Below are 24,826 nucleotides of genomic sequence, written 5' to 3' on the forward strand. Positions count from 1 at the left end.
CTTGCAGGCGACCGTCCCCGCGCCCACAATAAAGCCATGTCCGCCAAACCCCTCGCAGAGCTGATCGACGACTGCATCGCGCCCGCGCTCGCCGCGCAGGGCTTCGCGGGACGCGCCATCGTCTCGCTCTGGCCGGAGATCGCAGGCGAGCGCCTGGCGGCGCGCTCGCGCCCGCTCAAGATCGACTGGCCACGCCGCCGCCCGGCACCGGGCGAGGCTTCCGAGCCGGCGACCATGGTGGTGCGGGTCGAAAGCGCCTTCGCACTGGAGATGCAGCAGCTCGGGCCGTTGCTGGTCGAGCGCGTCAACACCCATCTCGGCTGGCGCGCCGTCGGCAAGCTCGTACTCAAGCAGGGGCCGGTCGCGGCGCCCGTCAAGTCGAAGCCGGTGCCCAAGCTGGACGGAGCGACTGCTGCTCGCGTCGAGGCTCAGGTTGCCGGCGTCGCTGACGAGGGCCTGCGCGAGGCGCTGGCCCGGCTCGGCCGGGCGGTGGCGCTCAACGCGAAAACGCGAGGCGATGACACGGCTTCGTGAGCAGCGCGGTGCGCGGCAGGATGCGCTCTTGCCACAATCGCACTGACCACTATAGCTCCAAGCGACTTTGACCTTCCGAGGATCTTTCACGATGACGAACAGGCGACAGCTCCTGACCGGCGCAGCCGGCATCGCCGCTGCCGCGCTCGCCGGTGGTAACGCCGCGCGGGCCCAGACCAAGCTGCCCGATGCCGGCCCCCTCGGGGACGTCTGGCTCGGCCCGGCCGATGCCAAGGTCACCATCGTCGAATATGCCTCGATGACCTGCTCGCATTGCGCGCATTTCCACGAGACGACCTGGCCGGAGCTGAAGAAGAAATACATCGACACCGGCAAGGTGCGCTTCACGCTGCGCGAATTCCCGCTCGATCCGCTGGCGACGGCCGGTTTCATGCTCGCCCGCTGCAACGGCAACGACAAGTATGTCCCGATGACGGACCTGCTCTTCGCGCAGCAGCGCAACTGGGCTTTCACCGACAAGCCGGTCGATGCCCTCTCATCGCTGGTGAAACAGGCCGGTTTCACACAGGAATCCTTTGAAGCCTGCTTGAAACGCCAGGACATCTATGACGCCGTCACGGTGGTGAAGGATGGTGGGGCCAAGGCTGGCGTGGATTCGACGCCGACCTTTTTCATCAATGGGCAGAAGCGATCCGGTGCGCTCACGATCGCCGAATTCGACAAGATCCTGGAGCCGCTCCTCGGCAATTGAGCGGAGCGTTTTCGCGCGCGATTCCTTCTCCCCTCGGGGGAGAAGGTGGCAGCGCGAAGCGCTGACGGATGAGGGAAGCACGGGCCGGGCAGCGCGAACCGCCCCTCATCCGTCTGCTACGCAGACACCTTCTCCCCCGACGGGAGAAGGAAGAATAGCGGCGCGCCCATGCATCTGACGCGCCTCAAGCTCGCCGGTTTCAAGACCTTCGTCGAGCCGACCGAGTTCCTGATCGAGCCCGGGCTGACCGGCGTCGTCGGTCCGAACGGCTGCGGCAAGTCCAATCTCGTCGAAGCCCTGCGCTGGGTGATGGGCGAAAGCTCGTTCAAGAACATGCGCGGCTCGGGGATGGACGACGTCATCTTCGGCGGCTCGGGCGAGCGCCCGGCCCGCAACATGGCCGAGGTCTCGCTCACCCTCGACAACAGCGACCGCAAGGCGCCGGCCGCCTTCAACGAAGCCGATGTGCTCGAAGTCACGCGCCGGATCGAGCGCGAGGAAGGCTCGACCTACCGCATCAACGGCAAGGAGGTGCGGGCCAAGGACGTCCAGCTCCTCTTCGCTGATGCCGCGACCGGCGCGCGCTCGCCGGCCCTCGTCCGGCAAGGCCAGATCAGCGAGATCATCTCGGCCAAGCCGCAATCGCGCCGGCGCATCCTTGAGGACGCCGCCGGCATCGCCGGCCTGCACAGCCGCCGCCACGAGGCGGAGCTGCGCTTGCGCGGCGCGGAAGACAATCTGACCCGGCTGGAAGACGTGCTCGGCGAGATCGACGGGCAGATCGACGCCCTGCAGCGTCAGGCACGGCAGGCCGGGCGCTATCGCAGCCTCGCTTCCGATATCCGCCGGGCCGAGGCGACGCTCGCCGTCATCGCCCTGCACGACGCCCGCGCCCAGGAGGCGCAGGCCACGCATGTGCTGGAAGAAGCGGTGCGCGGCGTTGCCGACCAGACCGGGCTCCAGGCCGAGGCCGCCAAGCGACAGGCCATCGCCGCGCACGAATTGCCGGCCTTGCGCGAGGGCGAGGCGACGGCCGCCGCCGCTCTGGTCCGGTTGAAGCGCGGGCTGGACGAGCTCGAAGCCGAGAACAGGCGTGCCCGCCAGCGCACTGAGGAACTCGGCAAGCGCCTCGCCGAATTGCAGGCTGACCTGTCGCGGCAGGAGAGCATCGGCCGCGATGCTTCCGACAGTCTCGCCCGGCTGGCGGAAGAGGATGCCGCGCTCGGCCTGGAAGGCGATGACGCCGGATCGGGCGCCGAAGCTGCAGCGGCGGCGCAACGCGCGGCAGAGGCCGCGCTCGCTGCAGCCGAAGCCGAGCAGGTTACTGCGCAGAGCGCATTGGCCGATCTCGCCGCACGACGCGGCGCCCTGGAACGATCGCTGCGCGAGGCTCGTGAACGGCAAGATCGGGCCGGGGCCGAACGCGACAAGCTGCGCCGCGAGCTGGAAACCCTCGATGCCTCCGATGCGAAGACGCTGCTCGACAAGCTGCGCGAGGCGCTGATCGCGGCCGAAAAGGCGCTGAAATCCGCCGATGCGGATGTCATTGCGGCGCGCGGCGCCGTCACCTCGACACGCGAGCGTGAAGCTGAACAGCGAGGCCCCCTCGCCGAGGCCGAGCGCCGAGCGCAGCGCCTCGATACCGAGATCGGCACGCTGCGCAAGCTGCTGGCGCCTGCGGCCGGCGATCGCTGGCCGGCGGTCCTCGAAGCGGTCAGCGTCGCCAAGGGCTATGAGGTCGCGCTCGGCGCCGCGCTTGGCGACGATCTCGACGCCTCGACCGAGGCGACCGCCCCCGCGCATTGGGACGATACCGGTGAAGGCCAGGACGACCCCGCCCTGCCTGCGGGTGCCGAGCCGCTGCTGGCCCATGTCAAGGCGCCCGCGGCGCTGTGGCGGCGGCTGGCGCAGATCGGCGTCGTCACGCCCGATCAGGGCGAGGCTCTGCGGCGGGCGTTGAGGCAGGGGCAGATACTCGTATCAAAGGCAGGCGATCTCTGGCGCTGGGACGGCTTCACCAGCGCAGCCGACGCCCCCTCGCCCGCGGCACGACGGCTCTCCGAGAAGAACCGCCTCGCCGATCTGGAACGCGGGGCCAAGGCTGCACGGGAAGCGGCTGAGGCCGCACGCCAGGCGCTGGAAGCCGTGAGTGCAGAGGCGCGACAGGCCGCGCAGGCCGAAACCGCAGCGATCGAAGCGGCACGGCAAGCACGGCGAGGCGTCGACCAGGCCCGCGAGCAATTGACCGCTGCCGAGCGCAAGGCGGCAGAAACGCTGGTCAAGCGCTCGACGCTGACTGAGGCGATTAAACGCCTCGGCCAGGCGGTGTCCGAAGCCGAGCAGCAGGTCGCCGCTCAGGAGACGGGGCTTTCCGCCCTGCCCGCCTCCGCCGAACTGGAAAACACCCTGCTCAAGGCTCGCGTGCTGCTTGGCGAAGCCCGCGCCACCGCCTCCGATGCTCGCGCCCGCGTCCAGACGCTGGCCCGCGAAGCGGACTTGCGGACCCGACGCCGCGAGGCCATCGCGGCCGACGTTCGCGCCTGGAAACAGCGCACCGCCGCCAGCCTGCAAAGCGCCGAGGAGACGCGGCGGCGAATCGACGCCGCGAGCGCCGAGCAGAAGACACTTCTCGAAGCGCCCGACACCTTCCTGACCGAACGGAGACGCCTCGTCGCCGAGATCGAGCAGGCCGAGGCAGCGCGCCGGGAGGCGGCCGACAGGCTCGCCGCCGGCGAAACCGCGCTGGCGGAGGCCGACCGGCAGGCACGGATCGCGCTCGAAGGCCTGTCCAGCGCCCGCGAACGCCGGGCCTCGGCCGAAGCGCGGCTCGAGGCCACCCGCCAGCGCGTCGCCGACATCATCAGGCAGATCGAGGATGGTCTCGATACCGGTCTCGACGGGTTGCAATCGATCGCCGGCATCAAGTCGGGCGATCCGCTGCCGGAGCCGGAAGCGGTCGAGCGGCGGCTTGCCAATCTCAAGGGCGAGCGCGAACGGCTCGGCGCGGTCAACCTGCGCGCCGAGGACGAACTGACCGAGGTGAAGGTCAAGCGCGAAGGGCTTGCCGGTGAGCGCGACGACCTGACCGAGGCGATCCGTCGCCTGCGGCAGGCGATCGGGGCGCTGAACCGCGAAGGCCGCGAGCGATTGATCGCTGCCTTCGATATCGTCAACGGCCATTTCCAGCGGCTGTTCGGCGTGCTGTTCGGCGGCGGCGAGGCCGAGCTCAGGCTGGTGGATTCGGAAGACCCCCTCGATGCCGGGCTGGAGATCTTCGCGCGGCCACCCGGCAAGAAGCCGCAGGTGATGACGCTGCTCTCCGGCGGCGAGCAGGCGCTGACCGCGACCGCGCTGATCTTCGCGGTGTTCCTGACCAATCCCTCGCCGATCTGCGTGCTCGACGAGGTCGACGCGCCGCTCGACGACGCCAATGTCGAGCGCTACTGCGACCTGCTCGTCGACATGGCCCGCAATACCGAAACCCGCTTCATCTTGATCACGCACAATCCGATCACCATGGCGCGGATGGAGCGCCTCTTCGGGGTGACCATGGCGGAACGCGGGGTGAGCCAGATGGTATCGGTCGACCTCGCGACGGCAGAGCGCATCCGCGAGGCCGGGTAAAAGCGAGATGCGCCGTCATGCTCGGGCCTGACCCGAGCATCTCAGGCCGAAGGAGGCTCCTATGGTCTCTCGTCCCGAGATTCTCGGGGCTGCGCTCCGCTTCGCCCGAGAATGACGGCCTGGCTGTTGTGCTGCTTTGCTCACGAACGCCTTGGGAAAACCCGCCGACGCCGCTGAAAAAATGCCACATTCGCTCCCGCAATGCGGCGAGATTGTCGCACTTTGCCAGAATTTATATATATTCCAATGCGTTAGACATTATCCCCCTGTCTTGACAGCGCCGGGGGCTGCCAATAAAGGAGGCCGTGCTGACGACGGCTCGATGCGCGGGTTTGGTCGTGGTTATAGTGGTTTTTCGCGGGATCGCGACGTAAACGCGATCAAGACGGAGGCCAAGACCATGTCCGAACCCGACCCAAACGCCTCAGACTCGGAGTTGCGCGCAAGACTGGGTTCCCTGAAGACCGCAATCAAGCGGGCGGAAGAGAACGAAAAGCCGGGCGCGAGCCCGGTTGGAGAGGACAAGGCGCTTGCGGGCGCGATGTCTTCAGGCTTTCGCGCCGCGACGGATCTCGCAGGTGGCATCATCGCAGGCGCCCTGATCGGGTACCTCGGCGACCGGTGGCTGGGAACCTCTCCGTTCCTGCTGATCGCCTTCATGGTGATCGGAACCATCGCGGGCTTCAGATCCGTCTATCGGCTCGGTTCGCGTCCGACCTCCGGGTCGAAGGGCGGTCCGAAGGACAATTGATCGAAAGGCGGCCATCCAGGCCGCGCGACGAGGAACGAGACCATGGCGGCCGGCGGCGGAATCGATCCGATCCACCAATTCCACATCGCTCCGATCGTGGAGCTGAAGCCGTTCGGCATCGACCTCTCCTTCACCAACACCTCGCTGTGGATGGTGATCGTGCTCGCCGTCGTTTCCGCCATCATGATCTATGGCTCGAGCCAGCGTGCGGTCGTCCCCGGCCGCCTGCAGTCGCTCGCCGAGATGGCTTATGAATTCGTCGCATCGACGATGACGGGCGTGATGGGCAAGGACGGCCTGAAATTCTTCCCGTTCGTGTTCTCGCTGTTCATGTTCGTGCTGGCGAGCAATCTGCTCGGCCTGCTGCCCGGCTCCTTCACCGTCACCAGCCAGATCATCGTCACCGCCGCCCTGGCGCTGCTCGTCATGACGATTGTGGTGGTCTACGGCGTCGTGAAGCATGGCAGCCATTTCTTCGGCCTGTTCGTGCCGTCGGGCGTGCCCGGCTGGCTCCTGCCCTTCATGGTGCTGATCGAGGCAGTCTCCTTCCTGTCGCGCCCGGTTTCGCTCTCGCTTCGTCTGTTCGGCAACATGCTCGCCGGCCATATCGCGCTCAAGGTCTTCGGCGGCTTCGTCGTCGTGCTGCTGGGCTCCGGTGCTGCGCTGAACTACGCCATCGCGCCGCTGCCGCTGCTGCTGGCGGTTGCGCTGACGGCGCTCGAGGTCATCGTCGGCATCCTGCAGGCCTATGTCTTCGCGATCCTGACCTGCGTCTATCTCAACGACGCGCTGCACCCCGGCCACTGAGGCCAGGGGCAGCGCTCGCGAGAGTTCATCCCACCCGTCAAAACCTTCCACACTGGAGAAACACCATGGATCCTGTTGCAGCCAAGTTCATCGGCGCCGGCCTCGCCTCGCTCGGCATGGGCCTCGCCGCCATCGGCGTCGGCACCATCTTCGGCAACTTCCTCTCGGGCGCTCTGCGCAACCCGTCGGCCGCCGACGGCCAGTTCCCGCGCGCGTTCATCGGCGCGGCGCTCGCCGAAGGTCTGGGCATCTTCGCGTTCGTCGTCGCGCTCGTGCTGCTCTTCGTGGTCTGACGCTTTCGTCGACCGCTTTCTCGTCGCGCGTTCGGGCCATTCCGGCCGACGCGCGACGGTTCCGTATCTTAAGCGCTGAAAGGCACGCTATGCCGGTTCGATCTTCAGGGTTCGCGCGACAAGGATGGCTTCTGGCTGTCGGCTCGTTCGCCACTCTGGCGGCGGGTGCGGCGCAGGCTGCCACTCCGGGCCTGAGCGGCGAGAAGGCTTCCTTCCCGCCCTTCGACCCCGCGCACTTCGCCAGCAACCTGTTCTGGCTCGCCGTCACCTTCGCCGCTCTCTACTGGCTGATGTCCAAGGTCGCGCTGCCGCGCCTCGGCTCCATCCTGGAAGAGCGCGCCGAGACGATCGGCCGGGATCTCGACCAGGCCACGCAGATGCAGGCCAAGGCCGAGGACATGGCGCAGGCCTATGAGAAGGCCCTCGCTGAAGCGCGCAAGAACGCCCAGGGCATCGCCCAGACGGCGCGCGAGGCCGGCGCCAAGGCGAGCGACGCCCAGCGTCACGCTACCGAGGCCGAGCTTGCCGCCAAGATGGCGCAGGCCGAGGCGACCATCGCCAAGACCAAGACCAAGGCGATGGGCAACGTGCGCGATCTCGGCAGCGACATCGCCGTCGCCATCGTCGCCAAGCTGACCGGTCAGGCCCCCAGCGCCAGCGAGGCGTCGGCGGCTGTCGACCAGGCCCTGACGCACGGCTGAGGAGAGTTCAAATGGATACTTTCTGGGTCGGCGTCGCGCTCGTCATCTTCCTTGCCATCCTGGTCAAGTTCGGCGTGCCGGGCGCGATCGTGAAGGCGCTCGACTCGCGTGGCGAGAAGGTCGCGCAGGAGCTGGCGGAAGCCCGCCGTCTGCGTCAGGAGGCCGAGAAGCTGCTCGCCGAATACGATGCCAAGCGCAAGGCCGCCGAGGCCGAAGCTGCCGAGATCGTCTCTTCCGCCAATAGCGAGGCCAAGCGTCTCGCGGCGGAAGCCGAAGCCAAGCTTGCCGACTTCGTCGCGCGCCGCACCAAGGCGGCCGAGGAGAAGATCGCCCAGGCCGAGAGCCAGGCCGAGGCCGAGGTTCGCGCCGCGGCTGCGGAGGCCGCCACCAAGGCCGCCGAGACCATCCTGCGCGGCCAGATGGCCGGCAAGGCTGGTGAAGCCGCCTTCACGGCAGGGCTGACCGAGGTCAAGGCCAAGCTCAACTGAGCCTTAAGCCGATTGCTCAATCGATCGACGCCGCGCCCGCAAGGACGCGGCGTTTTTCTTTGCCCCTCTCCTGCCCGAATCCCGATGCGGGATGCGGGCCGCCACCGCCATCTGCCGAGCATCAGCGACCCCAGGAGTTTCGAGATGATCGGCCGCCTTGCCCGTGTGCTCATCGCGATCGTCTCCGTCGCTGCGGCAGCAGGCCCTGCGAGCGCCTTCGAGAAGGTCAGCTTCCCGTCGCGGGACGCAGGCGATCTCGTCGGCTGGCTGGCGCGGCCGGCGGGAGCAGGCCCTTTCCCGGTCGTCGTCGGCCTGCATGGCTGCGCCGGGCTCTACAGGCGCTCGGGCGAGGTCAATATCCGCGAGAGCGACTGGTCGGAGCGCCTCAACCGCGCCGGCTATGCCGTGCTTCTCGTCGACAGCTTCGGGCCGCGCGGCATCAAGGCTCTATGCAACGACCGCGAGCGCGCGCTGACGCCGGCAGGCCGTGCGCGCGATGCCTTCGCCGCCATCGACTGGCTGGAGAAACAGGATTTCGCCGCCAGGCAGCCCATCGCGCTGATCGGCTGGTCAAATGGCGGCTCGACGGCTTTGCGCGTCGCGGGCGTGCCTGAGGCCAAGCGCCTGCGCCATGTCATCGCCTTCTATCCCGGCTGCCGCATCATCCTGAAGCGCGGCTGGCAGGCGCAGACCGATACCGCGATCTTCCAGGGTCTTGCCGACGACTGGACGCCAGCCGCACCTTGCGAGGAGCTCGCCCACGGCGGCGGGGCGCGCTTCGTCGGCTTTCCCGGCGCCTATCATGATTTCGACCATCCGAGCCTGAAACTGCGCGAGCGCAAGGCGGCCTATTCGCAGCGGCCAGACGGCATGGTCACGATCGGCAGCGACCCGAAGGCGCGTGCGGCGGCGATCGACGCGGTGATGGCGATCCTGAAGCGCCCCTGAGCGCGCTCAGTTGCTGGCGGTCGCCGTCGCTGCCGGCGGATTGCCCGAGGCTGCTATTGGCGCCGCCACAGGCCTTGCCGGCGGGATCACCGCCGCCTTCGGCTTCGGCTTGCGGGCCTGGATCGTCGAGGTGACGATGCCTTGCGGCGTATCCAATCCATAGATGTCGTCGCGGAACTGGACCTGGCCGTCGGCGCCCTGCCAGCCGGTGAGATAGACCCATGCGACCGGGACCGACTTCTTCAGCGTAATGTTCTTGCGCTCGCCCTTGGCAATCTCGTCCTCGATCGACTGGCGGTTCCATTCCGAGCCTTCCAGCAGCCAGGCGGCGAGGTCGCGGACGCCCTCGATGCGGGCGCAGCCGGAGGAGTTGAAGCGCACGTCGTTCCGGAACAGCGTCTTCTTCGGCGTGTCGTGCATGTAGACAGCTTCGCTGTTGGGCATGTCGATCTTGAGCTGGCCGAGAGAGTTGGTCGGCCCCGGCTCCTGCCGGACGTAGAAATAGGGGCTCTTCAGCGTCGCCCAGTTGACGCTCGCCGGGTCGATTTCCTTGTTCTCGGCGCCGAGCAATTTCATGTTCGACTTGGCGATGAAGCCCGGATCCTTGCGCATATGCGGGATGATGTCGGCCTTCACGATCGACATCGGCGCCGTCCAGTAGGGATTGAGGTTCACCGAGGTGATATTGGCCTGGATGACCGGCGAGGGCCGGTCCGGGCGACCGACGATGGCGAGATGGCGCTGGGCGACCGTGCCGTTCTCGACCGCCTCGACGCTAGCGCCGGGGATGTTCACCACGACATAGCGGCTGGCGAAATTGAAGCCGTTGCCCTTGAGCCGCTCCAGCGTCGCGGTGAGCTGGTTCAGGCGCGATTCGACCGGCGTGTTCATCGCCTTCAGGGTCAGGCGTCCGACCGTGCCGAGATCCGACAGGCCGTGCCGACGCTGGAAGCGCTTCACCGCCTCGGTCACGTTGGCGTCATAGATATCGCCGGCGATGGCCTCGGATGCGAGATCGCCGCTGGCGAGCAGACGCTGCTTCAGAACAGTGACATCCGGCCCTTGCGAATCCGGCTTCAGCGCAGTGACGCTCGCCGGCACCTTGGGCCAGCCGCCGCGATTGGCGACGTCCTCATGGGCGATCAGCGCCTCGAGCGTGCGGTCATAGGTGTTGGGGCCGTAGCTTGGCTCGTTGGCACGCACGAGCGCCGTCGAGGCCAGCAGAGCCGCAGCCGCAAGAGCGAGGATGGAGGGACGCGCAGACATGAAAACCCCCGGGCCGCAGAGAGCGGCACCGGGGGATCATTCCGCGACATGGTCAAGGAATGCTTAAGAAGCGATCAGCATCCTTCACCATGCTGACGAATGCCGTCAGCATGGCGGGAGGCGCCTTACTCCGCCGCCTGGGCCGGAGTCGGCTTTTCCCATTTCAGCACCGGCGAGCGGGCGGCGCGGGTCTCGTCGAGGCGGCGGATCGGGGCGTGGTGCGGGGCGCTGGTGAAGCGCTCCTTGTCGTTGCCCTTGGCCGCGATGGCGAGGTCGCGCAGCGTCGCGATGAAGAGGTCGAGCGCCGCTTTCGATTCCGACTCGGTCGGCTCGATCAGCATGGCGCCATGGACGACGAGCGGGAAATACACCGTCATCGGGTGGTAGCCCTCGTCGATCATCGCCTTGGCGAAATCGAGCGTCGAGACGCCCGAGCCCTTCAGCCATTCGTCGTCGAACAGTACCTCGTGCATCGAGGGATGGTCCGGGAAGGGCAGCGACATCAGGTCGGCAAGGCCGGCGCGGATATAGTTCGCGTTCAGCACCGCATCCTCGGAAGCCTGGCGCATGCCGTCCGAGCCGTGGCTCAGCATGTAGGCGAGCGCGCGGACATACATGCCCATTTGGCCATGGAAGGCGGTCATCCGGCCGAAGGGCTTGTTGCCCGCCGGCGCCTCACCGCGCGACTCGACCAGATGCGGCTTGCCGTTCTCGACATGGATGAAGGGCACCGGCGCGAAGGGCGCCAGACGCTCGGAGAGCACGACCGGGCCGGCACCGGGACCGCCGCCGCCATGGGGCGTCGAGAAGGTCTTGTGCAGGTTGATATGCATCGCGTCGACGCCGAGATCACCGGGCCGAGCCTTGCCGACGATGGCGTTGAAGTTGGCGCCGTCGCAGTAGAAATAGGCACCGGCCTCATGCATCGCCGCGGCGATCTCGACGATCTGCGGCTCGAAGATGCCGCAGGTGTTCGGATTGGTCAGCATGATCGCAGCGATGTCCGGCCCGAGCAGGGCCTTGACGTCCTCGACCGCGACAGTGCCGTCCGGACGGGCCGGAACCGCCTTCACCGAGAAGCCGATCAGGGCCGCCGTCGCCGGATTGGTGCCGTGGGCCGATTCGGGGACGAGCACGACGTTGCGGGTCGCGCCCTCGCCCTTCGCCGCGATGGCAGCCTTGATCGCCATCATGCCGCAGGCCTCGCCATGGGCGCCGGCCTTCGGTGACAGCGCCACGGCCGGCATGCCGGTCAGCGTCATCAGGTAGCGGGCGAGCTCCAGCATCAGTTCGAGCGCGCCGGGCACGCTCGAGGTCGGCTGGAGCGGGTGCACGTCGGAGAAGCCCGGAAGCCGCGCCACCTTCTCGTTGAGGCGGGCATTGTGCTTCATCGTGCAGGAGCCGAGCGGGAAGAGCCCGGTATCGATACCGTAGTTCTTCTGGCTGAGACGCACATAGTGGCGCATCGTCTCGGGCTCGGAGAGACCGGGCAGGCCGATCTCGCCCTGGCGGGCATGCTTGCCGAGACGCGACTTGAACGGCGCCGGCTTGTCGATGTCGACGCCGGTCGCCTCGTGATGGCCGATCTCGAAGATCAGCGGCTCGATCTGCTGCAGAGCCTTGTTGCCGGTGAAGGTGAGATGCTCTTCATGCGAGGCCTCGCCGGCCTGGGTGGGACGTCCCTGACGGTTCAGCATCACAGCACCTCCACGAGCGCTGCCACGAGGGCCGCCCGGTCTTCATCGGTATTCACCTCGGTCGAGGCGATGATCAGCAGGTCGTCCAGCCCGGCCTTGGGCAGGAGCCGCGAGACGGGGACGCCGGCCAGGATGCCCTTGGCGGCGAGAACCTCGACGACCTCGGCGGCGGGCTTCTTCAGCTTCACGGTGAATTCGTTGAAGAAGCTGTCGTTGAGCACGGTCACGCCTTCGACGCCCGCGAGCGCGTCGGCGAGCTTCACGGCATTGGCGTGGTTCACCTCGGCGAGGCGGGCAAGGCCGGTCTGGCCCAGCAGCGTCATGTGGATGGTGAAGGCCAGCACGCAGAGGCCGGAATTGGTGCAGATGTTCGAGGTCGCCTTGTCGCGGCGAATATGCTGCTCGCGGGTCGAGAGCGTCAGCACGAAGCCGCGCTGGCCGGTCGAATCGACCGTCTCGCCGCAGAGCCGGCCCGGCATCTGGCGGATATATTTCGACTTGGCGGCGAAGAGGCCGACATAGGGGCCGCCGAAGTTCAGCGCATTGCCGATCGACTGGCCCTCGCCGACGACGATATCGGCGTCCTGCGCGCCCGGCGGCACGACGGCGCCGAGCGAGACGACTTCGGTGAAGACCGCGATCAGCAGGGCACCATGGGCATGGGCCTTCTCGGCGATCGGCTTGAGGTCGCGCAGGTTGCCGAAGACGTCCGGCGACTGGACGACGACGCAGGAGGTGCTGTCGTCGATCTGGGAAAGGATATCCTCTTGGGCCGAAACGTCGGGCTTCAGGACGACGACCTCGTCACTGGCCATCTCGGAGAGGGTCTCGACGACCGCGGTGTAATGCGGGTGCAGGCCGCCGGAGAGCACGGCCTTGCGGCGCTTGGTGACGCGATGCGCCATCAGCACGGCCTCGCCGGTGCCGGTCGAGCCGTCATACATCGAGGCGTTGGCGACCTCCATGCCGGTCAGCGCGGCGACCTGGGTCTGGAACTCGAAGAGATATTGCAGCGTGCCCTGCGCGATCTCGGGCTGATAGGGCGTGTAGCTGGTCAGGAATTCCGAGCGCTGGATCAGGTGATCCACCGTCGCCGGGACATGGTGCTTGTAGGCGCCGGCGCCGACGAAGAAGGGCACGGCCGAGGCGGCAGTGTTCTTGCCGGCCATCCTGCCGAGGATGCGCTCGACCTCGAGCTCCCCCTTGGCGCGGGGCAGATCGACCGGGGCCTTCAGCAGCTTGCCGGCCGGCACGTCGCTGAACAGCGCGTCGACATCGGAGACGCCGATCCGCGCGAGCATGTCCTCGCGGTCGGTATCGGTGAGCGGGAGATAGCGCATGGGGTGATTCCGTTTCGGGGTGTCATCCCGTGCGCGCCGCGGCATGAAATGCCGCTGCGCAGACACGGGACCGTGCGACGAGAAGGCGCCTTGTCCGGATGACGGTCCCGCATCAGCGCAGCAGCACTTCCGTGCCGCAGCGCGTGCGGGATGACGCGTCGTCAGAGCGTCTTGACGTAGTTCTGGTACTCGGCCTCGTTCATCAGGGCGTCGAGCTCGCCGGCGTCCTTGATCCTGATCTTGAGGAACCAGCCCTTGCCGGCCGGATCCTCGTTGACGGTGCCGGGCGCGGCTTCAAGCTCGCCATTGACCTCGACGACCTCGCCGGAGACCGGGGCGTAGACCTCGGAAGCGGCCTTGACGCTCTCGACCACGGCGGCTTCGCCACCCTTGGCCAGCGCCTTGCCCACGGTCGGGAGCTCGACGAAGACGACGTCGCCGAGCTGGCCTTGCGCGTAGTCGGAGATGCCGACGGTGCCGACGTCCCCCTCGATGCGGATATATTCGTGGTCCTTGCTGTAACGGGTCTCGGCCATGGTTTCCTCCTGGCGTCAGTTGTCTGGGAAAAGGTTCAGCGCTTGTAGCCGTTCGGCACGAAGGGCATCGTCGCCACGACGGCCGGCAGCGGCTTGCCGCGCACGATCAGGTTGAGCTGCGTACCCGGCGCCGAATGGGCCTTGGCGACATAGCCCATGGCGCAGGGGCCGTTGAGCGTCGGGCCGAAGCCGCCCGAGGTCACGACCCCGATCACCTCGCCCTCGGGCGTCGCGATCTCGGTGCCCTCGCGAGCCGGCGCGCGGCCTTCAGGCTTCAGGCCGACGCGGATGCGCGAGACGCCCTCGGCCAATTCACGCTGGACGCGCGCCGCGCCGGGGAAACCGCCCTCCTCGCGGCGGCGCTTCTGGATCGACCAGTTGAGCGCGGCCTCGATCGGCGAGGTCGTGGTATCGATGTCATGGCCATAGAGGCACAGGCCCGCTTCGAGGCGCAGCGAATCGCGGGCGCCCAAACCGATCGGCTTGACGTTACCGTCAAGCAGCAGCGTGTCCCAGATCTCGCCGATCCTGTCGGCGGCGGCGGAAATCTCGTAGCCGTCCTCGCCGGTATAGCCGGAGCGGCTGACATTGGCCTTGATGCCGGCGACCTTCATGGTGCGCGAGGTCATGAAGCCCATCTCAGCGGCTTCAGGCGCGATCGCGGCAAGTGCGGCCGCCGCGCCCGGCCCCTGCAGGGCGATCAGGCCGCGATGCTCGGCACGGACCAGCTTCACATTGGACGGCAGGCGCGCCTCGATATGGGGATAGTCGGTATCCTTGCAGGCGGCGTTGACGACGACATAGAGCGCGCCGTCCTCGTCGGGATCGATCGAGCGCGTCACCATCAGGTCGTCGAGGATGCCGCCCTCCTCGTTGAGGAGCTGCGAATAGCGCTGCTTGCCAGGGGCAAGATTGACGATATCGGCGGGAATCAGCGCTTCCAGCGCCTTGGCCGTCGTCTCGTGATCGGGGCCGATCAGGAAGCACTGGCCCATATGCGAGACGTCGAAGAGCCCGGCCTTCTCGCGCGTCCAGTTATGCTCGGTCAGGATGCCGCTCGGATACTGCACCGGCATGTCGTAACCGGCGAAAGGCACCATGCGGGCCCCCAGTGCGACATGGCGCGAATGGAGCGGGGTCTTCAGCGGCGCAGCCGCGCCGGCGGTATCGGTAGTGGCCTCGGCAGCCATAGCATGCCCCTTCCAGAATCGAGCGCAAGCCCCGGACGATAGTGTCCGGGACGCGCCCCCTCTGTCTTGGGACCTGAGAGATTTCCCCGCCGGCCGCAAAGCCGGACGAGTTACACCCTTCGGTGGGCGGACATCGCTGTCCGCCGCTTTCCAGAGCGCCAAATCCCCAGCGGCCCTTTTGCCTGAGCGTTTCCGGGGCGGTTGCGCCTTCGGCGCCGGGCCCTGACGGGTCCGGTCTCTCCCGCGGGGATATGCGGCTTCGGCACAGATACAAGACGCGCCGTCTTAGTCAATCGGCGCGCCGTCGTCTTTCACGGCAAAACCGGCTTTACCGGCGGCGCTTGCGCGACGGCGCAGCAGGCCCGCCACCGCCAAGGCTGACGAAGATATCGACGTCGCCCTGGCCGGCCGGCACCATGATGCCTTCCTCGACATGGGTGAAATCGACGCCGCCCTGGCCGGACGGGACCGTGCCGCCGACACGCGCGCTGCGCTTGCCGAGGACGGTGGTCCCGCGCATCACGGTGGTGGTCAGCGTGGCGCCGTAGCTGCCCGGGCTGCCGGCCGGGCCGAGCAGCACGCGTCCCTCGACGCCGACCTTGAGCCGGAAGGTGCCGTTGCCGGTCGCATTGCATTCGCGCGCGACGTTGGTGATCGAGACCTGGTAGCGCAGGCCGCTCGAATCCTGTCCGGACTGGGCGCGGATCGCGGCCCCACCTTCGGAGACGATGACCTCCGGGCAGACCAGTTGCTGGTCCTGATTGTCGTCCGTCGGCAGCGGGTCCGGGGCCGGCCGCGTCGCGGACTGGAACATGACGATGTTGCCGAACGTCTGCATCGCGCCCGGCTGCCCCGACGACGACGAACCGCAGCCGGCCAGGCCGAGGCAGAGCAGCGGCAGGGCGAGCCAGCGGCCCTGGCGAAGAGTTTGATCGATCACGGCAGCGCCTCCACACCCGGGCCGAAGCCATTGAGGGAAATGGGCACACCCACCCCCTCCTCCGGCGTCTGGAATACGATGAAAGTCGCGCTCTTGCCGCCCTTGAGCTGGCCGAGCAGGGTATCGTCCATGACGACCTCCGCCACGCAACCGGTGGTCAGGCAGCGCACAAAGCCGGCGCGGCCGATATCCTTGTCGTCGATCTTGAGGCCAAGCCCCGAGGGCAGGAGCACGCCGAGCGGCGCGACGACGCGCAGGAGCCGGCTTTTCTGATCCGCCGTCTTCAGCACGATGACGAGGAGCGTGAGATTCGGCCGGTCCTCGGCCGCGACGTTCTGGACGAGCGCGCATTGCTCGGCCTTGGCGCCCGGCGGCACCTCGCAGCGCATCTGCCAGTCGCCATGTGTCGAACGCACTGCGCCCTGCGCGAAAGCGGAGCCGGCGGCGAGGCTCGTCCCCATGAGCGCCAGCGCCAGCGCGCCTGCCGCCCCGATGATCCTCATCATCCCTGCCATCCCTTCCAAACCGGACTCAGAAACCGCAGCTGAAGCGCAGAATTCAGGCAAAACGCCGACCGCGCCAAAGAATCCTGCCGTCTCTCACCATAAACCGCGTTGGGACCATGGAGGTCCGGTCCTGTCAAGGCGCGATGGCGGTTCGCAGCCAAGGTCAAGGCCTCGTGCGATTATGCCGCACGGCCGTTGGGGGCAGTCTTCATTGTCCCTCTGGCGCAAGCGTGATCTTTGATTTATCGCAATCTCGAAGAATGAGGCGACTTCGCGGTCGCCCCTTCATGCATGGAGCCGCAACAGGGACCGAAGCCGGTCGGCTCCCATGCAGGTCGATTGAGGAGCATGTGGGATCGATGCGTTTTCTGAGCAGGACCTTTGCAACAGCGGCCGTCACGGCCCTTGCCGCCGCCGCGCTGGCGAGCGTCCCGGCGCTTGCCGGCACCGGCATGCCCACCGACTGGCAGATGAACCTGCAGGGCGCGGTCACGCCCGTCGCCGAATTCATCCACTGGTTCCATGACTGGCTGAACATCATCATCACCATCGTCACGCTCTTCGTGCTGGCGCTGATGATCTATGTCGTTTTCCGGTTCAACGAGAAGGCGAACCCGGTCCCGTCCAAGACGACGCACAACGCCCTGCTCGAAGTGTGCTGGACCGTGATTCCGGTCCTCATCCTCGTCGTCATCGCGATTCCCTCCTTCCGCCTCCTCAAGCTCCAGCTCGAAATCCCGAAGGCCGACATGACCCTGAAGGTCACCGGCAAGCAGTGGTACTGGTCCTATGAATACGTGCAGGACGGCGGCAATTTCGGCTTCGATTCGCTGATGCTGGACGAGAAGGCCCGCGCCGAGGCGATCGCCAGCAACAAGATCGCCGCCGCCGAGGCCCCGCGCCTGCTCGCCGTCGACAACGAAGCGATCGTGCCGATCGGCAAGACCGTCCGCGTCCAGGTCACCGGCGCCGACGTCATCCACAAGTTCACGGTTCCGTCCTTCGGCATCAAGATCGACGCCATTCCCGGCCGCCTGAACGAAACCTGGTTCAAGGCCGAGCGCGAAGGCATCTATTACGGCCAGTGCTCGTTCATCTGCGGCCAGAACCACGCCTATATGCCGATCGCGTTCCGCGTCGTCAGCCAGGAGCGCTATGCCGCCTGGCTCGCGGAAGCGAAGCAGAAATTCGCAAATGCCGAAGACGCGGGCAGCAAGTTCGCTGCCGCGTCCAAGTAAGTCGCCGAGGAGAAGAACGATGGCAACAGCGGCTCACGCTCACGGCCATGACGAGGCCCATCACGACCATCCGACCGGATGGCGCCGGTGGCTCCTGTCGACCAACCACAAGGACATCGGCACGCTCTACCTGATCTTCTCGATCATGGCGGGGCTCGTTGGCGGGTTCCTCTCGATCATGATGCGCATCGAGCTGCAGCAGCCCGGCCTGCAGATCTTCGCCAACGGCCAGAGCTACAACGTCTTCGTCACCGGCCACGGCCTGATCATGATCTTCTTCATGGTCATGCCCGCCGTCATCGGCGGCTTCGGCAACTGGTTCGTGCCGCTGATGATCGGCGCACCGGACATGGCCTTCCCGCGGATGAACAACGTTTCGTTCTGGCTGCTGGTCGCCGCCTTCATCCTGATGATCATCTCGATGTTCATGGAGGGCGCGCCGGGCGCGCATGGTGTCGGCACGGGCTGGACGGTCTATCCGCCGTTCTCCACGACCGGCCACCCCGGTCCGTCGGTCGATTTCGGCATTCTCTCGCTCCACCTGGCCGGCGCCTCGTCGATCCTCGGCGCAATCAACTTCATCACCACGATCCTGAACATGCGCGCGCCCGGCATGACCATGCACCGCATGCCGCTGTTCGCCTGGGGCGTGCTGGTCACGGCCTTCCTGCTGCTGCTGTCGCTGCCGGTCCTGGCGGGCGCCATCACCATGCTGCTGACGGACCGCAATTTCGGCACGACCTTCTTCGACCCGGCCGGCGGCGGCGACCCGATCCTGTACCAGCATCTGTTCTGGTTCTTCGGTCACCCCGAAGTGTACATCATGATCCTGCCGGCCTTCGGCATCGTCAGCCACATCGTCTCGACCTTCTCGAAGAAGCCGATCTTCGGCTATCTCGGCATGGCCTACGCCATGGTCGCGATCGGCGTCGTCGGCTTCATCGTGTGGGCTCACCACATGTACACGGCCGGTCTGTCGCTCAACACGCAGCGCTATTTCGTGTTCGCGACGATGGTGATCGCGGTGCCGACAGGCATCAAGATCTTCTCCTGGATCGCGACGATGTGGGGCGGCTCGATCCGCTTCACCGCGCCGATGCTCTGGGCGATGGGCTTCATCTTCCTGTTCACCGTCGGTGGCGTCACCGGCGTCGTGCTGGCCAATGCCGGCGTCGACCGCTCGCTGCATGCGACCTACTACGTCGTCGCGCATTTCCACTACGTGCTGTCGCTCGGCGCCGTGTTCGGCATCTTCGCGGGCTTCTACTACTGGTTCCCGAAGATGAGCGGCTATGTGATCCCCGACTGGATCGGCCGCCTGCACTTCTGGATCGCCTTCGTCGGCGCCAACGTGCTGTTCTTCCCGCAGCACTTCCTCGGGCTCGCCGGCATGCCGCGTCATTATGTGGACTATCCGGACGCCTTCGCGCACTGGCATTTTGTGTCGTCGATCGGCTCCTACATCTTCGCGTTCGGCCTGCTGGTGTTCTTCTACGGCATCATCGTCGCCTTCGCGAAGAAGCAGCTTGCCGGTGACAATCCCTGGGGCGAAGGCGCGACGACGCTGGAATGGACGCTGCCCTCGCCGCCGCCGTTCCACCAGTTCGAGACGCTGCCGCGTATCACCGGCTCGGACCACTGATATCCAAGGCGGCGGGCTTTCCGGCCCGCCGCCGCCCTTCCCCCGAGCGCCCCCCGCGGCGTTCCGGAGACGGGCGGCAACCACCGCCGCATAGACCCAGCGCCCACGGGCGCCGTTCACAAGAGTACGAAGACGATTCGACTGATGTCTGCTGCGTTCGAAACCCGCACCGAGAGCCTGACAGCCTCCACCGGCGAAGCGCGTGACTTTTTCGCGCTGCTGAAGCCGCGCGTGATGTCACTGGTCATCGTGACCGCGCTGACCGGCATGGCCACCGCGCCGGGCTCGGTGCATCCCGTGCTCGGCCTCGCTGCCTTGCTGGCGATCGCGGTCGGCGCCGGCGCGTCGGGCTGCCTCAACATGTGGTACGACGCCGATATCGACGCGCTGATGAGCCGCACCGCCAAGCGGCCGATCCCCTCGGGCCGCGTCCTGCCCTCCGAGGCGCTGGCCTTCGGGCTGACGCTGTCGGTCGGCTCGGTTCTGGTGCTCGGCCTCGTCACCAATGCGCTCGCCGCAGCGATGCTCGCCTTCACCATCTTCTTCTACGCCGTCGTCTACTCGATGTGGCTGAAGCGCTGGACGCCGCAGAACATCGTGATCGGCGGTGCTGCCGGCGCCTTCCCGCCGATGATCGGCGAAGCCGTCGTGACCGGCAATTTCGGCTGGCACTCGCTCGTCCTGTTCGCGATCATCTTCCTGTGGACGCCACCGCATTTCTGGGCGCTGGCGCTGGTGAAGTCCGGCGACTACGCGCGCGCCGGCATTCCGATGATGCCCAACGTCGCCGGCCCGGCCGCGACCCGCCGGCAGATCGTGCTCTATTCGCTGATCATGGCGCCGGTTGCCGTCCTGCCCGCGCTGATGGGCTTCGGCGGACTGCTTTATCTCGCCGTCTCGGTTTCGACCGGGCTCGTCATGATCGCATTGTCGATCCAGGTCTGGCTGCGGAGCGAAGGCCCGGCCGCGACCAAGGCCTGCTGGTCGCTGTTCGGCTTCTCGATCCTCTATCTGTTCCTGCTGTTCGCCGTGCTGATCGTCGAAAACGGCTTCGGCCTGATGTGGGCCCTGCCGAAGGTGCTGGGATGAGCGACCAGCGTCCTCAGCACTCCGCTCCCGCCGCGTTCTCGCCCGAGGACATGGCGCGCCGCCGCCGCCGCTCCATCGCGCTGGCGCTGGTGCTCGGCGGACTCGTGATCTTCTTCTTCGCGGTGACGCTGGTGAAAATCGGCCCCGCCGTCCTGAACCGGCCGCTGTGATGACCGATCCCGTTCTCCAGCCGCGCAAGGGCAATCCGGCGCGCACCGCACTGATCTGCACCGGCATCGCCTTCGGCATGCTCGGCGCGTCCTTCGCCGCGGTGCCGCTCTACGACCTGTTCTGCAAGGTCACCGGCTTCGGCGGCACGCCGATGACCGGAACGGCCGGCGCCGGCAGGATCCTCGACCGGACCATGTCAGTGCGCTTCGACGCCAATGTCGCGCCGGGGCTGGGCTGGAAATTCGAGGCCGAGAGCCCGGAGATCAAGGTCCAGGTCGGCGCGACCCAGACCGTGTTCTACAAGATGACGAATCGCTCGGACCGCACGGTCACCGGCATCGCGACCTACAATATCGCTCCCGAAAAGGGCGCGGCCTATTTCGTCAAGATCCAGTGCTTCTGCTTCACCGAGCATACGCTGAAGCCCGGTGAGAGCTTCGAGGCGCCGGTGGTGTTCTATATCGACCCCGAAATCGCTGATAATCGCGAGCTCGACGGGGTCCACGCCATCACGCTGTCCTATACCTATTTTGCCTCCAAGTCGGGCCAGCCCGTCGCGGAGGACAAGGCCGGCTCCGTCAAGGGTGACGCGGGCAATCCGAAACTGTAGAACGCGCTAGAGCAGAAGCGCGGACAAAAAGCCGTACGCGGAGACTGAATACGATGGCCGGGGCCCATACGAAGCACCACGACTACCACCTCGTCGATCCGAGCCCGTGGCCGCTCGTCGGCGCCGCCAGCGCGACGATCATGGCGATCGGCGCGGTGATGTGGATGAAGGCGCTGCCGGTCGGCGGCATGCATATCGGCCCGCTCGTCTTCGGCGCCGGTCTGCTCGGCGTGCTCTACACCATGCTCGCCTGGTGGATGGACGTGGTGCGCGAGGCCGAAAAGGAAGGCCACCACACCCGCGTCGTCCAGATCCATCACCGCTATGGCATGATCATGTTCATCGCCTCCGAGGTGATGTTCTTCGTCGCCTGGTTCTGGGCCTATTTCGACGCGAGCCTCTTCGTCGGCGAGGAGATCAACTATCTCCGCTACGACTTCACCGGCGGGCACTGGCCGCCCAAGGGCATCGAGACCTTCGACCCCTGGCACCTGCCGCTGCTCAACACGCTGATCCTGCTGACCTCGGGCACGACGGTGACCTGGGCGCATTACGCGCTGATCAACAATGACCGCTCAGGCCTGAAGCAGGGGCTGTGGCTCACCGTGATCCTGGGTATCCTGTTCACGATCTGCCAGCTCTACGAGTATTCGCACGCCACCTTCGCCTTCAGCGGCAATATCTACGGCGCCACCTTCTTCATGGCGACCGGCTTCCACGGCTTCCACGTCTTCATCGGCACGATCTTCCTGGCGATCTGTCTGTACCGGGCCTATCTCGGCCACTTCAAGCCGGAGCAGCATCTCGGCTTCGAGTTCGCCGCCTGGTACTGGCACTTCGTCGACGTGGTCTGGCTGTTCCTGTTCGCCGCGATCTACGTCTGGGGCGCCGGCGCGCACGCTGCCGCCGCGCACTGACCTTGCGCTCCACCGCGCTCTCGCGGTCAACGTCTGACGAGAGGCGGCCGCGAGGCCGCCTTTCCTGTTTCTGTCCTGTGATTGTGCATCGGCTTTCCCGAAAACCGCGTTTCACGTTTCAGGCCGATGCTCTGGGAGGCTGCGATGGCCAATTCTGAACCCACCCTCCCCTCTCCCTATGCGACGGGCCTGGCGGGGCGCTGCCCGCGCTGCGGCGAGGGCGCGCTGTTCGACGGCTTCCTCAAGCTCAAGCCAAGCTGCAATGCCTGTGGGCTCGACTACAAGTTCGCCGATTCGGCCGATGGCCCGGCCGTATTCATCATGCTGATCGCCGGCTTCGTCGTGCTCGGCGCGGCGCTCTATGTCGAGATCGCCTATGAGCCGCCGATCTGGCTGCACCTGATGATGTGGCTGCCGCTGGCCATCATCCTGTGCCTCGGCCTGCTCCGGCCCATGAAGGGGCTCGCCGTCGCCCTGCAATATGCTCACAAGGCCGAGGAAGGCAGGCGAGAGCCGTGACCGCCACGTCGACACCCGCCCCGCGCAAGCCCCGGCTGTTCCTGCTGACGCTGCTGACCATCGTCGGCACCGTCGTCCTGTGCGCGCTCGGCGCCTGGCAGCTCGAGCGGATGGATGAGAAGCACGCCTATATCGACCGCCTCCAGCAGCAGGCAGCCGGAGCCCCCGCCCCCATGCCTCCGAGCGCCGACTGGGCGAAGCTCGATCCTGCTGCGCTCGACCTGACCCATGTCGTCGCCAGGGGCAGCTATATCGACGGGATCGCCGGCGTACGCACCACCATCGCCGCCGGCCCGCCCGGCAGCCGGCAGCTCTCCGGCTTCGGGCGCTGGATCTTCCAGGCGTTCAAGCTGGAGGATGGCGGCGTCATCCTGGTCAATCGCGGCTTCGTGCCGGAGGGCCGGCTCGGCCAGATCGGCCCGGCCAGCGGGCCCGATACGATCAATGGTTTCCTGCGGGCTCCGGAGGCGCGCAACAGCTTCACCCCGCAGGACCTGCCGGCGATCCGCGAATTCTACACGCGCGACCCCGCCGCGATCGCAGCCTCCCTCGGCCAGCCGCCGGCGCCGTTCTACCTGGAAGCGGCGCGCGAGGGCGACGGCATGACGCCGCCGGCCGGCGTCGATGTACGCGAGCTGATCGGCCGCATTCCGGACAACCACCTGCAATATGCGCTGACCTGGTTCGGGCTGGCGCTGACGCTGCTCGGGGTGTTCGCTGCCTTCGTCTGGCAGGCCCGCAAGGGCGCGGCGGCAAGCTGAGCGCGCAACCCTTTTGCCGAATGCGCCGGACCGGCCTATAGCATCAGGCTGAGATCATCGAGGCCAAGACCGTGCTGCATGTTTCCACCCGGGGCGAAGCCCCGGCGCTCAGCTTTTCCGACGCATTGCTGACCGGGCTCGCCCGTGACGGCGGGCTTTATCTGCCACAGAGCTGGCCGACCCTCTCCGCCGCGGAGATCGCCGGCTTCGCCGGCAAGCCCTATACGAGCGTCGCCGAGCGCGTGCTCGGCGCGCTGAGCGATGGCGACATCGAGAGCGGGGCGCTTTCGGGCATGATCCGCGAGGCCTATGCCGGCTTCCGCCATCCGGCCGTCTGCCCGCTGACCCAGATCGGCGACAATCTCTTCGTGCTGGAGCTGTTCCACGGCCCGACGCTCGCCTTCAAGGACGTGGCGATGCAGTTGCTCGGGCGCCTGATGGACCATGTGCTCGGCCAGCGCGGCCAGCGCGCCACCATCGTCGGCGCGACCTCGGGCGATACCGGCGGCGCCGCCATCGACGCCTTCAAGGGGCTGAAGAGCGTCGACGTCTTCATCCTCTATCCGGAAGGCCGCGTCTCGGACGTGCAGCGCCGGCAGATGACCACCGTCGATGCCCCGAACGTCCATGCCATCGCTGTCGAGGGCACCTTCGACGACTGCCAGAATCTCGTGAAGGCGATGTTCAACCATCACGCCTTCCGCGACGAGATCGGCCTGTCCGGCGTCAATTCGATCAACTGGGCGCGCATCGCAGCGCAGGTGGTCTATTACTTCACGGCGGCCGTCTCGCTGGGCGGGCCGGACCGGAAGGTCTCCTTCACCGTCCCGACCGGCAATTTCGGCGATATCCTCGCCGGCTGGGTCGCCAAGCAGATGGGCCTGCCGATCGAGCGGCTGGGCATCGCGACCAACAGCAACGACATCCTGGTGCGCACGCTCGAAACCGGCGCCTACGAGATGCGCGGCGTCCATGCGACCACCTCGCCCTCGATGGACATCCAGATCTCCTCGAATTTCGAGCGGCTGCTGTTCGAGGCGCATGGCCGCGACGGCGCTGCCGTGCGCCGGCTGATGCAATCGCTGCAGCAATCCGGCCGCTTCGAGATCGCCGGCGAGGCGCTCCAGCGCATCCGCAGCGAGTTCGACGCGGCCTCGCAGAGCGAGGATGAGATCGCGGGCGAGATCAAGAAGAGCTGGAGCGAGGCCGGCTACCTGCTCGATCCGCATACTGCGATCGGTGTCGCCGCTGCGCGGCAGGCGCTGAAGCGCGATTCGGCGACACCGATGATCGTGCTCGGCACGGCCCATCCCGCCAAGTTCCCGGCGGCGGTGAAGGCGGCGAGCGGCATCGAGCCGGCGCTTCCGGCCCATCTTGCCGACCTGATGGAGCGCAAGGAACGGATGACGCTGCTGCCCAACGATCTCGGCACGATCGAGGCCTTCGTGCGCGAGCATGCGCGGGCCGTGCGCGGAGCGGCAGCGTGAGCGCGGCTGTTCCTAACGAGACCACCGAACTCGCCGCCCCCGCGCGACCGGAAGGACCT

The 24,826-nt window shown here is 66.9% G+C and carries 25 protein-coding genes and 1 riboswitch; of the genes, 18 read left to right on the top strand and 7 right to left on the bottom strand.

Going from position 1 to position 24,826, the window contains the following annotated elements; translation table 11 throughout:
- The first annotated feature begins 36 nt into the window (after nucleotides 1–36).
- The 9 genes from BLQ70_RS04030 (at nucleotide 37) to BLQ70_RS04070 (ending at nucleotide 8,858) form a co-directional block, all read left to right on the top strand.
- A complete protein-coding gene (locus BLQ70_RS04030; RefSeq protein WP_061965600.1) occupies nucleotides 37–534 on the top strand; it encodes a DUF721 domain-containing protein in 498 nt (165 codons plus the stop codon).
- 91 nt (nucleotides 535–625) lie between these two features.
- Complete coding sequence (locus BLQ70_RS04035; RefSeq protein WP_061964837.1) at nucleotides 626–1,246, top strand: DsbA family protein; 621 nt, start codon at nucleotides 626–628, stop codon at nucleotides 1,244–1,246.
- Nucleotides 1,247–1,414: 168 nt separating this feature from the next.
- A complete protein-coding gene (locus BLQ70_RS04040; RefSeq protein ID WP_091855884.1) occupies nucleotides 1,415–4,870 on the top strand; it encodes a chromosome segregation SMC family protein in 3,456 nt (1,151 codons plus the stop codon).
- 400 nt (nucleotides 4,871–5,270) lie between these two features.
- Complete coding sequence (locus BLQ70_RS25540) at nucleotides 5,271–5,621, top strand: AtpZ/AtpI family protein (protein WP_170843300.1); 351 nt, start codon at nucleotides 5,271–5,273, stop codon at nucleotides 5,619–5,621.
- 42 nt (nucleotides 5,622–5,663) lie between these two features.
- Complete coding sequence (locus tag BLQ70_RS04050) at nucleotides 5,664–6,428, top strand: F0F1 ATP synthase subunit A (RefSeq protein ID WP_061964843.1); 765 nt, start codon at nucleotides 5,664–5,666, stop codon at nucleotides 6,426–6,428.
- A gap of 65 nt (nucleotides 6,429–6,493) precedes the next feature.
- Nucleotides 6,494–6,721, top strand: a complete 228-nt coding sequence (locus tag BLQ70_RS04055; protein WP_038360954.1) for a F0F1 ATP synthase subunit C — start codon at nucleotides 6,494–6,496, stop codon at nucleotides 6,719–6,721.
- A gap of 89 nt (nucleotides 6,722–6,810) precedes the next feature.
- Nucleotides 6,811–7,422: a F0F1 ATP synthase subunit B family protein gene (locus BLQ70_RS04060; RefSeq protein ID WP_082617070.1), complete on the top strand. Its 612-nt coding sequence runs from the start codon at nucleotides 6,811–6,813 to the stop codon at nucleotides 7,420–7,422.
- Between the two features lie 11 nt (nucleotides 7,423–7,433).
- Nucleotides 7,434–7,910: a F0F1 ATP synthase subunit B family protein gene (locus BLQ70_RS04065; protein WP_091855885.1), complete on the top strand. Its 477-nt coding sequence runs from the start codon at nucleotides 7,434–7,436 to the stop codon at nucleotides 7,908–7,910.
- 144 nt (nucleotides 7,911–8,054) lie between these two features.
- A complete protein-coding gene (locus BLQ70_RS04070; RefSeq protein WP_170843301.1) occupies nucleotides 8,055–8,858 on the top strand; it encodes a dienelactone hydrolase family protein in 804 nt (267 codons plus the stop codon).
- A gap of 6 nt (nucleotides 8,859–8,864) precedes the next feature.
- On the opposite strand, the gene BLQ70_RS04075 is transcribed toward BLQ70_RS04070, so the two are convergent.
- The 7 genes from BLQ70_RS04075 to BLQ70_RS04105 all read right to left on the bottom strand — a co-directional run bounded on the left by BLQ70_RS04075 (nucleotide 8,865) and on the right by BLQ70_RS04105 (nucleotide 16,333).
- The gene (locus tag BLQ70_RS04075) at nucleotides 8,865–10,124 is read right to left on the bottom strand and encodes a L,D-transpeptidase family protein (protein ID WP_091855887.1); all 1,260 of its coding nucleotides are present in this window, start codon (nucleotides 10,122–10,124) and stop codon (nucleotides 8,865–8,867) included.
- Between the two features lie 125 nt (nucleotides 10,125–10,249).
- Entirely contained in the window at nucleotides 10,250–11,821 is a 1,572-nt protein-coding gene (gene gcvPB, locus BLQ70_RS04080) for an aminomethyl-transferring glycine dehydrogenase subunit GcvPB (protein WP_091855888.1), read from the bottom strand.
- The gene (gcvPA, locus tag BLQ70_RS04085; protein ID WP_091855889.1) at nucleotides 11,821–13,161 is read right to left on the bottom strand and encodes an aminomethyl-transferring glycine dehydrogenase subunit GcvPA; all 1,341 of its coding nucleotides are present in this window, start codon (nucleotides 13,159–13,161) and stop codon (nucleotides 11,821–11,823) included. Before gcvPA ends, gcvPB begins: the two co-directional genes overlap by 1 nt.
- 161 nt (nucleotides 13,162–13,322) lie before the next feature.
- The gene (gene gcvH / locus BLQ70_RS04090; protein WP_061964856.1) at nucleotides 13,323–13,697 is read right to left on the bottom strand and encodes a glycine cleavage system protein GcvH; all 375 of its coding nucleotides are present in this window, start codon (nucleotides 13,695–13,697) and stop codon (nucleotides 13,323–13,325) included.
- 35 nt (nucleotides 13,698–13,732) lie between these two features.
- Nucleotides 13,733–14,887: a glycine cleavage system aminomethyltransferase GcvT gene (gene gcvT / locus BLQ70_RS04095; protein ID WP_091855890.1), complete on the bottom strand. Its 1,155-nt coding sequence runs from the start codon at nucleotides 14,885–14,887 to the stop codon at nucleotides 13,733–13,735.
- A gap of 160 nt (nucleotides 14,888–15,047) precedes the next feature.
- Nucleotides 15,048–15,141: riboswitch (glycine riboswitch) on the bottom strand.
- Nucleotides 15,142–15,215: 74 nt separating this feature from the next.
- Nucleotides 15,216–15,827 carry a hypothetical protein gene (locus BLQ70_RS04100; RefSeq protein WP_091855891.1) on the bottom strand — a complete coding sequence of 204 codons (612 nt, stop codon included), beginning with the start codon at nucleotides 15,825–15,827 and terminating at the stop codon, nucleotides 15,216–15,218.
- On the bottom strand, nucleotides 15,824–16,333 hold the full coding sequence (locus tag BLQ70_RS04105; RefSeq protein ID WP_082617072.1) for an invasion associated locus B family protein: 510 nt from the start codon (nucleotides 16,331–16,333) through the stop codon (nucleotides 15,824–15,826). The genes BLQ70_RS04100 and BLQ70_RS04105 overlap by 4 nt, the downstream gene beginning before the upstream one ends.
- 359 nt (nucleotides 16,334–16,692) lie before the next feature.
- Between BLQ70_RS04105 and coxB the strand changes: the two genes are divergently transcribed.
- The 9 genes from coxB (at nucleotide 16,693) to thrC (ending at nucleotide 24,767) form a co-directional block, all read left to right on the top strand.
- Nucleotides 16,693–17,571, top strand: a complete 879-nt coding sequence (gene coxB / locus BLQ70_RS04110; protein ID WP_091855892.1) for a cytochrome c oxidase subunit II — start codon at nucleotides 16,693–16,695, stop codon at nucleotides 17,569–17,571.
- 19 nt (nucleotides 17,572–17,590) lie between these two features.
- Nucleotides 17,591–19,213, top strand: coding sequence for a cytochrome c oxidase subunit I (gene ctaD / locus BLQ70_RS04115; protein WP_091855893.1), 1,623 nt, complete (start codon nucleotides 17,591–17,593; stop codon nucleotides 19,211–19,213).
- Nucleotides 19,214–19,357: 144 nt separating this feature from the next.
- Nucleotides 19,358–20,302 (top strand): heme o synthase, encoded by a 945-nt coding sequence (locus BLQ70_RS04120; RefSeq protein WP_061964866.1) that lies wholly within the window; start codon nucleotides 19,358–19,360, stop codon nucleotides 20,300–20,302.
- Nucleotides 20,299–20,472, top strand: a complete 174-nt coding sequence (locus BLQ70_RS25545) for a hypothetical protein (RefSeq protein WP_170843302.1) — start codon at nucleotides 20,299–20,301, stop codon at nucleotides 20,470–20,472. Before BLQ70_RS04120 ends, BLQ70_RS25545 begins: the two co-directional genes overlap by 4 nt.
- The gene (locus BLQ70_RS04125; protein ID WP_061964868.1) at nucleotides 20,472–21,083 is read left to right on the top strand and encodes a cytochrome c oxidase assembly protein; all 612 of its coding nucleotides are present in this window, start codon (nucleotides 20,472–20,474) and stop codon (nucleotides 21,081–21,083) included. The genes BLQ70_RS25545 and BLQ70_RS04125 overlap by 1 nt, the downstream gene beginning before the upstream one ends.
- 53 nt (nucleotides 21,084–21,136) lie before the next feature.
- Entirely contained in the window at nucleotides 21,137–22,000 is an 864-nt protein-coding gene (locus BLQ70_RS04130; protein ID WP_061964870.1) for a cytochrome c oxidase subunit 3, read from the top strand.
- A gap of 144 nt (nucleotides 22,001–22,144) precedes the next feature.
- Nucleotides 22,145–22,519 carry a DUF983 domain-containing protein gene (locus tag BLQ70_RS04135; RefSeq protein WP_061965606.1) on the top strand — a complete coding sequence of 125 codons (375 nt, stop codon included), beginning with the start codon at nucleotides 22,145–22,147 and terminating at the stop codon, nucleotides 22,517–22,519.
- Nucleotides 22,516–23,280, top strand: coding sequence for an SURF1 family protein (locus tag BLQ70_RS04140; protein WP_091855894.1), 765 nt, complete (start codon nucleotides 22,516–22,518; stop codon nucleotides 23,278–23,280). The genes BLQ70_RS04135 and BLQ70_RS04140 overlap by 4 nt, the downstream gene beginning before the upstream one ends.
- Before the next feature lie 71 nt (nucleotides 23,281–23,351).
- Nucleotides 23,352–24,767, top strand: a complete 1,416-nt coding sequence (thrC, locus tag BLQ70_RS04145; protein WP_091855895.1) for a threonine synthase — start codon at nucleotides 23,352–23,354, stop codon at nucleotides 24,765–24,767.
- Nucleotides 24,768–24,826 lie beyond the last annotated feature (59 nt).

This window comes from Allobosea robiniae (assembly GCF_900102525.1).
Lineage (GTDB): Bacteria > Pseudomonadota > Alphaproteobacteria > Rhizobiales > Beijerinckiaceae > Allobosea > Allobosea robiniae.